Here is a 14,057-nt window from a genome sequence, read left to right on the forward strand (position 1 = left end):
CCAATTCGAGGGAGGCTTGTATCTTCCTTACACCCCAATCGCGAATTTCGCAGTCCGAGTCCGGCAGGCGGTTTGCAGAATCTGCAGAACCAACCGCTGCTAACATAACTCCCGCATTCCAGTAAACCAGGCTCCCGAATGCGGGCGCCTCACCCCACTCCGGGGACGGGCAGCTGCAGTTTGTGCGAACTCACTGCCCCGGGCGGTTCGCCATTTCTGCCGTTGTCCCTCGATGCAATCCTCAGTTCCACCCGGCGCAACGCGCGCGTGCGCCTGGCCCGGCGTGCCCCGCAGGCCAGGGGCCCACGGCGTGGGGCATGCCTGCCCGGACCAGACCCACAGCGCGGCCGACCCCACGGAGGCCCGACGGCGGGAGACTACCTGCCCTCCCGCAGGTGCGCCCACAGGTACGCGAGGGCGTACTGCGCCGTCACCTGCCGGATGTGGTCCCGGCTGCCGCGGAACAGGAACTGCCGGGCCCGCACGCCGCCGGGGTAGGCGAGCCCGATCCAGACGGTGCCGACGGGCTTCTCGGGCGTGCCCCCTCCAGGCCCGGCGATGCCCGACACGGACACGGCGACCGTGGCACCGCTCCTGCGCCGGGCGCCCTCGGCCATGGCCCGGACGGTGGCCTCGCTCACGGCACCGTGCTGCGCGAGCGTCTCGGCGGGGACCCCGAGCACGTCCATCTTCGCCGCGTTGCTGTAGGTGACGTAGCCGGCCAGGAAGTACGCCGAACTGCCCGGCACGTCCGTGATGCGCTTGGCCACCAGGCCGCCGGTGCACGACTCGGCCAGCGCGAGGGTCCAACCCCGCTGCCGGAGGAGGTCACCCACGGCCTGTTCGAGGGTGGTCTCGTCCGTGCCGAAGAGGTGCTGGCCCACGCGCTGGCGGATCGCCTCCACCACCGGGGCGAAGCGCGCCTCGGCGATCGCCGCGTCGGCGGCCTTCGTGGCGAGGCGCAGGTGCACCTCCCCGGGCTTGGCGTACGGGGCGATGGTCGGGTCGGTCTGGGCGGCCAGGATGTCCTGGACGGCGTCCGCCAGCGCCGACTCGCCGATGCCGCAGAACCGCAGCGTGCGGGTGAAGAGCCGCAGCGGCGTCCCGCCCATGCGGCGGGTGAGGTACGGCACGACGTGGTCCTCGAACATCCGGGTGAGCTCGGGCGGCGGCCCGGGCATCAGGACGAGCGCCGGGGGCTCCCCGCCGGGCTGCCGGGGCTCCCCCACCGGCACGATCAGGCCGGGCGCGGTGCCGACCGGGTTCGGGAGCACCGTGGCCCCCTCCGGCACCATGGCCTGCCGCCGGTTGTTCGCCGTCATCGGCCGGCCCGCCCGCTCGAACCAGGCCGCGATCTCCGCCAGCACCGCCGGGTCCTCCCGCAGGGGCCGCCCGGAGAGGGCAGCGGCAACCTCCCGGGTGAGGTCGTCGTCCGTGGGGCCGAGCCCCCCGGACGTGAGGACCACGTCCGCACGCCCGATGGCCTGGCGCAGGGCCCCCTCCAGCCTCTCCGGGTTGTCGCCGACGGTGACCTGGTAGTAGACGTCGACGCCCAGTTCCGCCAGCCGCCGGCTGAGGTACTGGGCGTTGGTGTTCAGGATCTCGCCGAGGAGCAGCTCGGTCCCCACGAATACGAGTTCGGCCCGCACCCTGCATACCTCCCGCCGCCTAGGATTCTCCGGCAGCGAGGCGACTCCTCCCCGGGGCGGATGTCCCTGCCCCTGCCACGCCCGGGCAGGCCCGGCGTCTCCCGGGGAATCCTATCCCTGCTGGCCCACCGGCCAGCGATCCCGCAGCATGCAGGGGGTGCGCCGATGCAGGGAAGTGAGGACGCTCGCTCGCTGGAACTCATCGAGAACCTGGCCCGGGCCAAGCGGGAGCTCGCCCGGGAACTGGAGTCCAACCTCCGGCAGCTGCGCGAGGTGCTGAAGGAGAGCGAGCGGATCGCCCGGCAGCTGGAGGCGGTGCTCCAGGAGACGCAGGCGCCGCTCGAACCTGCCACGGGGGGCAAGGGGTCGCAGAGTGGTCACAACCGGCAGGCCGGGGGAGCGGCCCGCCGTGCGCCCGAGCTCACGGGGACGCTGGCCCAGCTGCTCGGGCCGGTGCTCCAGGGTGGAGACGCGGGGGCAGGCGACGGCGGCGCCTCCCGCCAGCCGGGCCCGGCCCGCGACGGCGGGGGCCGGCCCCGCCGGTTCCGGTTCCCGCGCGCGGCCGGCGATGGGAAGGGAACCGGCGGACAGGGCCAGAAGAAATAGAGGCCCCACCGGCATCCCCGGGGGGAATCCCCATCCGGCTCCGGGGAGGTATCGGCGACTTGCACCCGCCGCCCATCGACCCCATCGCCATCCAGCTCGGGCCCCTCACCGTCCGCTGGTACGGCGTCATCATGGTGAGCGCGATCCTGCTCGGGACCTGGCTCGCCGGCAGGGAGGCGCGGCGCCTCGGGCTTTCGGCGGACTTCGTGTACGACCTGGCGCTCTGGGTGGTGCCGTCGGCCATCGTGGGCGCCCGGCTGTACGAGGTGTTCATCCTCAGCTGGGGCTACTACCGGGAGCACCCGGCGGAGATCCCGGCGATCTGGCTCGGCGGCCTGGCCATCCACGGGGCCGTCTTCGGGGGCGCCCTGGCGGGCTACCTCTACCTCCGCCGCCACCGGGCCGACTTCTGGCTCTGGGCGGACATCGCCGCCCCCTCGGTCATCCTGGGCCAGGCGATCGGCCGCTGGGGCAACTTCTTCAACCAGGAGGCCTACGGCACCCCGGCGCCGGACTGGGTGGTACGCCTCCTGCCGCCGGTGATCCGCGAGCAGATGTGGATCGGGGGCACCTACGTGCACCCCACCTTCCTCTACGAGAGCCTGTGGAACCTGGCGGTCTTCGCCTTCCTGCTCTGGCTCCGGCGCCGCAACCCGCGCCGCGGCGTCGTGTTCCTGGCCTACGTCGCGGGCTACAACCTGGGCCGGTTCGTCATCGAGGGGATCCGCACCGACAGCTCCTTCCTGCCGGGCGGCCTGCGCATCGCCCAGGTCGTGGCGCTCGGCCTCCTCGTCCTCGGCCTGATCGGAATCCCGTGGCGCCGGCGGGTGGCAGGCGCGCGCTACGCGGACGTCCCCGGCGCGCCGCCCGCCTGAAGCCCCTCCGGGCCCTGGCGGGGTCGGGTCTCCTCCAGCGCCCGGATCAGCAGGTACAGGTCCGCACACGTGGGGACCGGGACGCCCAGCCGGCCGGCCTCGGCCACCACGGCGCCGTAGATCGCCTCCACCTCCGTCGGGCGGCCACGCTCCACGTCCTGGAGCATCGAGCAGCGGTTCGGCCCGGTGGCCCGGGCCACCGCCTCGGCCCGGGCCGCCGGGTCGGGGTCGAGGACCGGGGTGCCCCGCCGCCCGGCGACCGCCGCCACTTCCCGGGCAGCGCTCCGGAGCAGCCGGCGGGCCGAGGGGCTCTCCACGAGCGCGCCGTTCGGCACCCGCAGGAGCGCCCCCGGGCCGTTGATCGCCGCGTTCACGGCCAGCTTGGTCCACAGCGCCCGCTCGACCCCGGCCGCGCCCACGACTTCCACCTCGATCCCGGCCCGCCGCAGCACCGCCGCGACCTCCCCGGCGAACGCCGGGGGCGCCCCCCGCCACGGCCCGATCACGGTCGGGCCGGCGCCGGCGTGGACGACCAGCCCCGGCTCCGGCCGGCCCGCGCCGTGAGAGGTCACCCCGACGACCACCCGCCCGGCGCCCACCGCCTCCTCGATCGCCTCCGCGTTGCCGAGGCCGTTCTGCAGGGTCAGCACCGCCGTCCCGGGTCCCAGAAGCGGCAAGGCCCACCGGACCGCCTCCCGCGTCCGGTAGGCCTTGACGGCGATCAACACGAGGTCGACGGCTCCCACCTCAGCCGGGTCAGAGCTGACCCGGGGCCGGACCACCCGAACCGGTTCCCCGCCCATCACAGCCGCTCCACCGGCCGGGACGACCCGCAGCCCCTGCTGCCGGATGATCTCCAGGTGCGGGCCCGGCGGGTTGACCAGCCAGACCTCCTCACCGGCGAGGGTCAGGAACGCGCCAAAGAGGCTGCCGATCGCCCCCGCCCCCACGACGGCGATGCGGCGGCGCGGCGCCTCCCCGGCCATCGCTCATCCCTCCGTGCCGGCGACCGCGGCGAGGGAGGGCCTGGCCAGGATCCGGCGCAGCTCGTCCCCCTCCATGGACTCCCGGTCCTCGAGGATCTCGGCGACTCCGCCCAGGACCGCACGGTGCTGCTGCAGGTAGGCCCGAACGGCCTCCTCCTGCTCCTGCACCACCTTCGAGATGACCTCGTTCACCCGGGCGCGGTCGGCGCTCTCCATGTCCACCACGCCCATCTCGCTGAGCCCGCTCTCCACGATCTGCCGCGCCAGGTGCACGACCTTCTCGAAGTCCGACTGGGCGCCGGTGGAGCGGCTGCCGAAGACGACGTCCTCGGCGATCGCCCCGGCGAGTGCCACGCGGATCTGGCCTTCCAGCATCTCCCGGGTATACAGGTACCGGTCGTTCTCGGGATGCGAGCGCACGTAGCCCATGGCCCGCCCGCGCGGCGTGATGGTCACGGAAGCGACGCTGCCCGGCTCGACCCACTCGGCCACGACCGCGTGCCCGGCCTCGTGGACGGCGACCCGCCGCTTCTCCTCGGGCGTGGGCCGCCGGTCGACCTTCTCCCCGAGGATCACCTTGTCGATGGCCTCGACGAGGTGGCGCTGCTCGATGGCCTCCGCGCCCTCTCGCAGGGCCAGGATGGCCGCCTCGTTCGTCAGGCTCTCGAGCTGGGCGCCCGAGAAGCCGAAGGTCTGCCGGGCGATCTGCTCCAGGTCGACGTCCGGGCCCAGGGGCTTCTGCCGGACGTGGATCTCCAGGATGGCCAGCCGGCCCTTGAGGTCGGGGAGGTCCACCTGGACGATGCGGTCGAACCGGCCCGGCCGCAGGAGCGCCGGGTCGAGGAGGTCCGGCCGGTTCGTCGCGCCGACGACGACGATCTGGACGTCGGCGTCCGTCTGGATGCCGTCCATCTCGACGAGGAGCTGGTTCAGCGTCTGGTCGTACTCGAGGTGGCTCTGGTGCGCCCCTCGCCGGCCGCCCAGCACCTCGAGCTCGTCCAGGAAGATGATCGCGCTCGCCTTCCCGGCGTGCCGCGCCATCTCCCGGGCCCGGCGGAACAGGTCCCGCACCCGGCTGGCGCCCACGCCGGCGTACATCTCGACGAACTCGCTGCCGCTGGCCGCCAGGAACACGCTGTCGGTGTACGAGGCGGCCGCCTTGGCCAGGAGGGTCTTGCCCGTCCCCGGCGGGCCGGTCAGGAGGATCCCCTTCAGGGGCCGGATGCCCAGCTGGCGGATCCGGTCGCGCTGGACCACGAAGTCCAGCGCCTCCTTCAGCTCCTTCTTGGCGGTCTCCTGGCCCCCGATCTCGTCGAAGTCGACCCGCGGGATGGCTCCCGGGCCGGCGGCGGCGCGGGCCCGCGTGGGGGCGCGGAGGCCGGGAACCTGGGAGAAGAGGAAGAACAGGCCCGCCAGCGCGAAGGCGGGGAGCACGTTGTAGCCCTGCAGTCCCAGGAACACCCCGATACCCAGAGCCGCCCCCAGGGCGATCTCGGCGAGCCCCGGCCGCTGCCGCAACGGTTCCCTCACCTCCTGCCCGCCGGGCCGTCGGGCCGCGGCAGGACCGCGTACAGGTAGTCCGATCCCTCGTGCAGTTGCAGGTACAGGCGGTCCGGGTCGATGAACACCCGTGCCCGGTCCAGCCCGAGGGCCCGTGCCCGCTCCTCCACCCGGTCGACGAGGTCGCCGTACCGTCCCGTCGCCAGCGCCTCCTGGAGGAGCGGGTTGATGCGGTAGAACGCCTCCTCAAGCGCCGGGCTGCGGCGGTCGGCCACCTCGAGCCGGAACGGCTCGCCGCCCAGGATGCGGGCGACCCCCTCGTAGAGGTGCCGGTACGTGCGGGAGAGGTCCGGCACGTCCCGCAGTTCCACACGGAGGACCCGGGTCCCGGCCACCGTGTCCTCGCTGTACCCCAGGACCTCGGGCTGGCTGCGGAGGAATCCCTGCAGCGGCTCCTCCCGGGTGACCGCGCGCAGGCCCCAGCTGGCGGCCAGGAGCAGGGCCAGCGTGGCGACGAGGCTGCCCGCCACCCAGCGCCACCTGAGGTTCCGCAGCTGCTCCAACGCGGCGCTCCCCCCGGGAACGGAGCTTCACATAATCCGGCCAAAGGGCACCCCAATTATACCATGGGAGCGGGCGCCCGGCCCTCGCGCAGGGCGCGGGAAGTTGTGCCTGGAGTGGGCGCCTCTGGCGCCAGCCGGGCCACGAGGTCGTAGCCCCGGACCCCCGTGATCTCGGCGGCCACGAAGTCCCCGGGCCGCAGGCCCGCGTCCGGGGCATGGAGCCGCACCACCCCGTCCACGTCCGGGGACTGTCCCTGCGTTCGTCCCACGTACCAGCCGGGCTGGCCGCCGAGCGGGCGCTCCACCAGCACCTCCTCCACGCTGCCGACCCGCTGCCGCCGGAGCCGCAGGGCGATCGCCCGCTGCACGGTCATCGCCCGGCGCCGGCGCTCCTCCCGCACTTCCGGGGGGACCTGGTCGGACATCCGGCCCGAGGGCGTGTCCTCCTCCTGGGAGTACGCGAACACGCCGACGTGGTCGATCTCCGCCCGGCGCAGGAAGTCGAGCAGCTGCTCGAAGTCCTCCTCGGTCTCGCCGGGGTGGCCGGTGATGAAGGTCGACCGCAGGGTGACGCCCGGCACCCGCTCCCGGACGCGCGCCAGGAGGCGAAGGTACGCCTCCGGGTCCGCAGGCCGGTTCATGAGCCGCAGCACCCGGGGGCTGCCGTGCTGGAGGGGTACGTCCAGGTAGCGCACCACCTTGGGCTCGGTGGCCAGCACGTCGATCAGCTCGTCCGTCACCCGGGTCGGGTAGAGGTAGTGCACCCGGATCCACCGCAGCCCGGGGATCTCCGCCAGGCGGCGCAGGAGCTCGGGCAGCATGAGGCGGCGGTAACGGTCCAGGCCGTAGTAGCTCGTGTCCTGGGAGACCACGATGAGCTCCTTCACGCCCAGCCCGGCCAGCCTCCAGGCCTCCTCGAGGACCGACTCGACGGGCCGGCTGCGGTAGTGGCCCCGCATGAGGGGGATGCTGCAGAAGCTGCAGGCGCAGTTGCAGCCCTCGGCGATCTTGAGGTAGGCGGTGTGCGAGGGCGTCGTGAGGACCCGGTCGAAGTTCCAGTCGGCGATGGCGTCGGGGTCGCTCACCGCCTCCACCCGCTGTCCCTCCCAGACCCGGCGCACGACCTCCACGATTCGCGGGTAGTCGGCGGTGCCGATCACCGCGTCGATCTCCGGGATCTCGTCGAGGAGTTCTTCCTTATATCTAGATACCAGGCAGCCGGCGACGACGAGCGCGCGGCACCGGCCCGTCTCCTTGGCCCGGGCCGCCTCGAGGATCGCCTCGATGGATTCCTTCTTGGCCGCCTCGATGAACCCGCAGGTGTTGACGACGAGCACGTCGGCCTCGTCCCGGCGGTTCGTGACCTCCAGGCCCTCCCCCAGGACGAGCCCGATCATCGATTCCGTGTCCACCAGGTTCTTGGCGCAGCCCAGCGAGATGAAGCCGACCTTCAGCGCGTTGCCCAAGTGATCCCTTCCCTCCAGCCGGAACTACCGTCCGCGTGCCGCATCAGCCCGAGGCCCGCAGATCGTCCCGCGCAAGGTCGGCCGCGAAATCCGCCGGATCGATGTCAAGGACGCGGACTCCGGCCTCCTCCAGCGCGATTCTATCGTACACGAGGGAGTTACATGGAGCCAGCCGTGCCACACTCGTGCGCAAGCGAAAAGAACGAGGTGTGGCCGGCCGCACGCGCGGCCGGCCACACCTCCGCCCTCCGGTGGGACGGCCCGGTCGGGACCGTCACCTGCGCAGTGCCGTCTGGAACTGCTCCTCCTCCGTCGACCCCCGCAGGGCCAGCGTCGAGCTCTGGCCGCCGGAGACGACCTCGGAGACGAGGTCGAAGTAGCCCGTGCCGACCTCCCGCTGGTGCTTGGTGGCCGTGTAGCCATACCGCTCCAGCTCGAACTCCCGCTGCTGCAGGCGCACGTAGGCGGTCATCCCCTCCTCGGCGTAGCCGCGGGCCAGCTCGAACATCGAGGCGTTCAGGGCGTGGAAGCCGGCCAGGGTGATGAACTGGAACTTGTAGCCCATCGCACCGAGCTCCCGCTGGAAGCGGGCGATGGTGTCGTCGTCGAGGTGGCGCTTCCAGTTGAAGGACGGCGAGCAATTGTAGGCGAGGAGCTTGCCCGGGAACTCCCGGTGGATGGCCTCGGCGAAGCGGCGGGCTTCCTCGAGGTCGGGTCGGGAGGTCTCGAACCACAGGAGGTCGGCATACGGCGCGTAGGCCAGCGCCCGGCGGATCGCCTGATCCAGGCCGGCCCGCACCACGAAGAAGCCCTCCGGCGTGCGCTCGCCGGTGAGGAACTCGTGGTCCCGGGGGTCGATGTCGCTCGTGAGGAGCGTCGCGCCCAGGGCGTCCGTGCGGGCCACGAGGATCGTGGGCACCCCCATCACGTCGGCGGCCAGGCGGGCGGCGGTCAGGGTGCGGATGAACTGGCCCGTCGGCACCAGCACCTTGCCGCCCATGTGGCCGCACTTCTTCTCGGCGGCCAGCTGGTCCTCGAAGTGGACCCCCGCTGCCCCGGCCTCGATCATCGCCTTCATCAGCTCGAAGGCGTTCAGCGGGCCGCCGAACCCGGCCTCGGCGTCGGCGACGATCGGGGCCAGCCAGTACGTGTCGTCCCGCCCCTCGGCCCAGTGGATCTGGTCGGCCCGCCGCAGGGCGTTGTTGATCCGCCGGACCACGGCGGGGCCGCTGTTCGAGGGGTACAGGCTCTGGTCGGGGTACACCTGCTCGGCCAGGTTCGCGTCGGCCGCCACCTGCCAGCCGCTCAGGTAGATCGCCTTGAGGCCGGCCTTTACCATCTGGACGGCCTGGCCCCCCGTCAGGGCGCCCAGCGCCGCCACGTAGTCCTCCGTGTGCAGGAGGTGCCACAGGCGCTCGGCCCCCAGCCGGGCCAGCGTGTATTCCACGGGGACCGACCCCCGGAGCCGCACCACGTCCTCGGCGCTGTAGTCACGCCGGATGCCGCGCCAGCGCTCGCTTGTCGCCCACTCGCGCGCCAGGCGCTCTGCCTGCTCCCGCACCTGCTCCTGCCGGCTCTCCTGGGTCATCCCCGATATCCCCTTTCGGTCAGTCGATGTGTTCGTAGGCGGGAATGGTGAGGAACTCGACGAACTCGCCCCGGAGGGCCACCTCCTCGAACAGGGCCCGGGCCTCCTCGAACCGCCCACGGCCGAAGGTCTCCGGGCCGAGGGCCTGGCGGATCTTGTCGATCTCCTCGTCTTCGATCCGCCGCACCAGATCCGGGGTCACCCGCGGCCCCTCCGCCAGGTGCGCGCCGTGCCGGACCCACTGCCACACCTGGGAGCGGGCGATCTCGGCGGTGGCGGCGTCCTCCATCAGGTTGTAGATCGCAGCCGCCCCCACGCCCCGGAGCCACGACTCGAGGTACTGGATCGCGACGCTGACGTTGTTCCTGAGCCCCCCTTCCGTGATGGACCCGCCCGGCACCCGCAGGTCCAGGAGGTCACGGGCGCTGACGTCCACCTCGTCCCGCCGCCGCTCGATCTGGTTGGGGCGGGCCCCCAGGATGCCGTCGAACACCTCCGTGGCCACGGGAACCAGGTCGGGGTGCGCCACCCAGGTGCCGTCGAAGCCGCCCTGCGCCTCGCGCACCTTGTCTTCCCGCACCTTGGCAAGCGCCACCTCGTTCACCCGGGGGTCCTTGCGGCTCGGGATGAAGGCGGCCATGCCGCCGATCGCGTGGGCCCCGCGGCGGTGGCAGGTCTTCACCAGCAGCTCCGTGTAGGCCCGCATGAAGGGTACCGTCATGGTGACCTGGGCCCGGTCGGGGAGCACCATGTCCGGGCGGGAGCGGAACTTCTTGATGGCGCTGAAGATGTAGTCCCAGCGCCCGGCGTTCAGGCCGGCGGAGTGGTCCCGCAGCTCGTAGAGGATCTCGTCCATCTCGAACGCCGCCAGGATGGTCTCCACGAGGACGGTGGCTTTGATGGTGCCCCGGGGGATACCCAGGGCGTCCTGGGCGAAGTTGAAGACGTCGTTCCAGAGACGGGCCTCGAGGTGGCTCTCCAGCTTGGGCAGGTAGAAGTACGGGCCGGTGCCTTTCTCGAGCAGCCGGCGGGCGTTGTGGAAGAAGTACAGGCCGAAGTCCAGGAGGCTGCCGGAGACCGGCTGGCCGTCGACCCGGATGTGCTTCTCCACCAAGTGCCAGCCTCGAGGCCGGACCACCAGGGTGGCGATCGTGTCGCCGAGCCGGTACACCTTGCCCTCCGGGCTGGTGTACTCGATCCGGCGCTCCACCGCGTCGACGAGGTTGACCTGGCCGCCGATCACGTTCTCCCAGGTGGGCGAGTTGGCGTCCTCGAAGTCGGCCATGAACACCCGGGCGCCGGAGTTCAGGGCGTTGATCATCATCTTCCGGTCGACGGGCCCGGTGATCTCCACCCGCCGGTCCTGCAGGTCCCGGGGGACCGGAGCCACCCGCCAGTCGCCTTCCCGGATGTGGCGGGTTCCGGGGAGGAAGTCCGGCATCTCCCCGGCGTCCAGCCGCGCCTGGCGCTCCGCCCGCTGCTTGAGGAGCGCCTCCCGGGTGGGGTTGAATTCCCGGTGCAGCCGGGCCACGAAGTCGAGGGCGGCCGGCGTCAGGATCTCGTCGAACCGGGGGCCAAGGGGACCGAGAACCTCCACACCTTCCGCAAGTGCCATCCGTCCGACCTCCGCTCGTCGTCGTCGGAGAACCTCTCTCACTCCCGCCTCTGGACCCTGTATATAGCGGCCCCGGCAGGGAAACGGTAAGCGATCCGCGATGAATGGTCGCTATGCGCGCATGAAACGCCGGGCTGCGGGAAGCGGGCGTTCGGAGAGAGGATTCCCGCGGCCGGTATCGTATAGTAAAACCGCATAGTTTGTCCATTCGTGCGAGCCTGTCTCCCGAGGGGGTGGGAGTGGCCGGCACGGTTGGCGTGCTGTCGGTTCGTGTGTCTAACAAATTAGAAGACGGGGGCTTTCCCGAGCGGTGCCCCGATTCCCGAGGGAGGAGGAAGGACGTTTGGCCCGGATCACGGTCACGGTCAACGGCGTGCGATACGAGCACGACGTGCCGCCGCGGCTCCCCCTGGCGTACTACCTGCGGGACGTGCTGGGGCTCACCGGGACGCACGTGGGGTGCGACACGTCGAGCTGTGGCGCCTGCACGGTCCTCATGGACGGCAAGGCGGTGAAGTCCTGCACGGTGCTCGCGGTGCAGGCCGACGGCTCGTCCATCACCACGGTGGAAGGCCTGGCGGCCCCGGGCTCCCTCCACCCCGTGCAGGAGGCGTTCTGGGAAGAACACGGCCTCCAGTGCGGCTTCTGCACGCCTGGCATGATCATGGCCGCGGTCCAGCTCCTGGACCGCAACCCGAGCCCCACCGACGACGAGATCCGCCGCGGGCTGGAAGGGAACCTGTGCCGGTGCACCGGCTACCACAACATCGTCCGCGCTGTCAAGAGCGCCGCCGCAAAACTGCAATCTCAGGCGGCGGACTGAGAGGGGAGGCAGGCGAATGGCTGGATCTCCGACCGGCATCGGCGCCCGGGTCCGCCGCAAGGAGGACCCCCGCCTCATCACGGGGGCGGCCACCTACACCGACGACATCCAGCTCCCCGGCATGCTCTACGCGCAGATGGTGCGCAGCCCGCACGCCCACGCCCGGATCGTGGGCGTCCACAAGGAGGATGCCCTGGCTGTCTCCGGCGTGGTCGGCGTCTACACCTTCGACGACCTGAAGGACGCGTTCAAGGCCCCCCTGCCCTGCGGCTGGGCGGCCTATCCCCACCTCAAGAACCCGCCGCACTGGCCGCTGGCCACCGGCAAGGTCCGGCACGTGGGCGAGGTCGTGGCCGTCGTCGTCGCCCATGACCGCATGGCCGCGCGGGATGCGGCGGAGCTCGTCCGGGTGGACTACGAGCCGCTGCCTGCCGTGGTCGACCTGGAGGACGCGCTGAATCCGGCGTCGCCCCGGGTCCACGACGAACTGGCCGACAACGTGTCGTTCACGTTCGACTTCGCCTCGCCGGGCGTGGAGGAGGCCTTCCGCACCGCCGAGGTCACGGTGAAGCAGCGGTACTACCAGCAGCGCCTGGTGCCCAACGCGATGGAGCCCCGGGCCGTGGTGGCGGACTACCGGCCCCGGACCGGCGAGCTCACGCTCTGGAGCTCGACCCAGATCCCCCACCTCCTCAAGATCTTCCTCTCCGGCCTCCTGGGTGTCCCCGAGCACCAGCTGCGGGTGGTGGCCCCGGAGGTGGGCGGCGGCTTCGGCTCCAAGCTCCAGGTCTACCCGGAGGAGGTCGCGGTGGCCGCACTGGCCATGCGCCTCGGCCGGCCGGTGAAGTGGACCATGGAGCGCCGGGAGGAGTTCGTCTCCACCCACCACGGGCGCGAGGGCTTCGTGGACATGGAGTTCGCCGCCCGGCGGGACGGCACGATCACGGGTATCCGGGTGAACTGGGTCGCGGACATGGGCGCGTACAACCTCCTCAACGGCCCGTACGTCCCGATCCTGGGCTTCATCGTCATGCCCGGCCCGTACCGGAACAAGAACCTCGAGGTCCACATCAAGGGCGTGTTCACGAACAAGACGCCCACCGACGCCTACCGGGGCGCCGGCCGCCCGGAGGCCACCTTCTTCCTCGAGCGGACGATGGACCTCCTGGCAGCCGCCTGCGGCCTGGACCCTGTGGAGATCCGGCGCCGGAACCTCATCCGCAAGGAGGAGTTCCCGTTCACGACGGCCACGGGCCTGACCTACGACTCGGGCGACTACCACCTCTCGCTCGACAGGGCCCTGGAGATCGTGGGCTACGACAGGCTGCGCGAGGAGCAGGCCCGGCGGCGGCAGCAGGGCGGGAAGCTTCTCGGCATCGGCATCAGCACCTACATCGAGGCGTGCGGCCTGGCGCCGTCGCAGGCCACGGCCGGCAGCGCCTACGGCGCCCACCTGTACGAGTCGGCCGAGGTGCGGGTCCACCACACCGGCAAGGTGACGGTCTTCACCGGTTCCTCCTCACACGGGCAGGGCCACGAGACCGCCTGGGCGCAGATCGTCTCCGACCGCCTCGGGATCCCGCTGGAGGACGTCGAGGTCGTCCACGGCGACACCGCCCGCGGCCCGCTCGGCCTGGGCACGTACGGCAGCCGGAGCCTGGTCGTGGGCGGCACCGCCCTCTACAAGGCGCTGGACAAGATCCGGGACAAGGCCCGGATGATCGCCGCCCACAAGCTCGAGTGCCATCCGGACGACATCGAGTTCGGGGAGAGCAAGCTGTACGTCCGCGGGGCGCCGGACCGCGCCGTGGCGTTCGCGGACATCGCCGCCGCCGCCAACCTCGGCTCGCACGCCGGCGTTCCGCAGGGCATGGAGCCGGGTCTCGAGGCGACCGTGTTCTTCTCGCCCGAGAACTTCAGCTTCCCGGCCGGCGCGCACGTCTGCGTGGCGGAGGTCGACCCGGACACCGGCAAGGTCCAGATCCTGCGCTACGTGGCCGTCGACGACGCCGGAGTCATCGTCAACCCGCTCCTGGCCGAGGGCCAGGTGCACGGCGGCATCGCCCAGGGCATCGCCCAGGCGCTCTTCGAAGAGCTCCGCTACGACGAGAACGGGCAGCCGCTGGGCGCCTCGCTCATGGACTACGCGGTGCCCACCGCCGCCGACCTGCCGGACTTCGAGTCCCACTTCATCTCCGTCCCCGCCACATCCAACCCGATGGGCGCGAAGGGCATCGGCGAGGCCGGCACCATCGCCTCGACGGCGGCCGTGGTGAACGCCGTGGTCGACGCGCTGAGCCATCTGGGCGTCCGGGACATCGAGATGCCGCTCACCCCGCCGCGGGTGTGGCGGGCCATCCAGAAGGCGAAGGGAGGGCGCTGACGC

At 71.7% G+C, this 14,057-nt stretch carries 11 protein-coding genes; 4 read left to right on the forward strand and 7 right to left on the reverse strand.

From position 1 onward, the window contains the following. Nucleotides 1-377: 377 nt before the first annotated feature. Nucleotides 378-1,649, reverse strand: a complete 1,272-nt coding sequence (locus tag caldi_RS07870) for a competence/damage-inducible protein A (RefSeq protein WP_264844550.1) — start codon at nucleotides 1,647-1,649, stop codon at nucleotides 378-380. Between the two features lie 165 nt (nucleotides 1,650-1,814). Between caldi_RS07870 and caldi_RS07875 the strand changes: the two genes are divergently transcribed. Next, the gene (locus caldi_RS07875; protein WP_264844551.1) at nucleotides 1,815-2,255 is read left to right on the forward strand and encodes a hypothetical protein; all 441 of its coding nucleotides are present in this window, start codon (nucleotides 1,815-1,817) and stop codon (nucleotides 2,253-2,255) included. Nucleotides 2,256-2,314: 59 nt separating this feature from the next. Continuing rightward, entirely contained in the window at nucleotides 2,315-3,130 is an 816-nt protein-coding gene (lgt, locus tag caldi_RS07880) for a prolipoprotein diacylglyceryl transferase (protein WP_264844552.1), read from the forward strand. Here lgt and caldi_RS07885 read toward each other — a convergent pair. From caldi_RS07885 to aceB, 6 genes are all read right to left on the reverse strand, one after another. Continuing rightward, the gene (locus caldi_RS07885) at nucleotides 3,097-4,116 is read right to left on the reverse strand and encodes a ketopantoate reductase family protein (RefSeq protein WP_264844553.1); all 1,020 of its coding nucleotides are present in this window, start codon (nucleotides 4,114-4,116) and stop codon (nucleotides 3,097-3,099) included. The genes lgt and caldi_RS07885 overlap by 34 nt on opposite strands. A gap of 3 nt (nucleotides 4,117-4,119) precedes the next feature. Continuing rightward, nucleotides 4,120-5,634, reverse strand: a complete 1,515-nt coding sequence (locus tag caldi_RS07890) for an AAA family ATPase (protein ID WP_264844554.1) — start codon at nucleotides 5,632-5,634, stop codon at nucleotides 4,120-4,122. A gap of 8 nt (nucleotides 5,635-5,642) precedes the next feature. Then, nucleotides 5,643-6,179 carry a hypothetical protein gene (locus tag caldi_RS07895; RefSeq protein WP_264844555.1) on the reverse strand — a complete coding sequence of 179 codons (537 nt, stop codon included), beginning with the start codon at nucleotides 6,177-6,179 and terminating at the stop codon, nucleotides 5,643-5,645. Nucleotides 6,180-6,235: 56 nt separating this feature from the next. Continuing rightward, nucleotides 6,236-7,645 (reverse strand): 30S ribosomal protein S12 methylthiotransferase RimO, encoded by a 1,410-nt coding sequence (rimO, locus tag caldi_RS07900; RefSeq protein ID WP_264844556.1) that lies wholly within the window; start codon nucleotides 7,643-7,645, stop codon nucleotides 6,236-6,238. 274 nt (nucleotides 7,646-7,919) lie between these two features. Beyond that, a complete protein-coding gene (aceA, locus tag caldi_RS07905; protein WP_264844557.1) occupies nucleotides 7,920-9,233 on the reverse strand; it encodes an isocitrate lyase in 1,314 nt (437 codons plus the stop codon). Nucleotides 9,234-9,252: 19 nt separating this feature from the next. Further along, nucleotides 9,253-10,848 carry a malate synthase A gene (gene aceB, locus caldi_RS07910; RefSeq protein ID WP_264844558.1) on the reverse strand — a complete coding sequence of 532 codons (1,596 nt, stop codon included), beginning with the start codon at nucleotides 10,846-10,848 and terminating at the stop codon, nucleotides 9,253-9,255. 343 nt (nucleotides 10,849-11,191) lie between these two features. Between aceB and caldi_RS07915 the strand changes: the two genes are divergently transcribed. Then, nucleotides 11,192-11,671, forward strand: coding sequence for a (2Fe-2S)-binding protein (locus caldi_RS07915; protein WP_264844559.1), 480 nt, complete (start codon nucleotides 11,192-11,194; stop codon nucleotides 11,669-11,671). A gap of 16 nt (nucleotides 11,672-11,687) precedes the next feature. Further along, nucleotides 11,688-14,054, forward strand: a complete 2,367-nt coding sequence (locus caldi_RS07920; protein WP_264844560.1) for a xanthine dehydrogenase family protein molybdopterin-binding subunit — start codon at nucleotides 11,688-11,690, stop codon at nucleotides 14,052-14,054. Nucleotides 14,055-14,057: the final 3 nt, after the last annotated feature.

The sequence above is a fragment of the Caldinitratiruptor microaerophilus genome, from assembly GCF_025999835.1.
Classification (GTDB): Bacteria; Bacillota; Sulfobacillia; order Symbiobacteriales; family ZC4RG38; genus Caldinitratiruptor; species Caldinitratiruptor microaerophilus.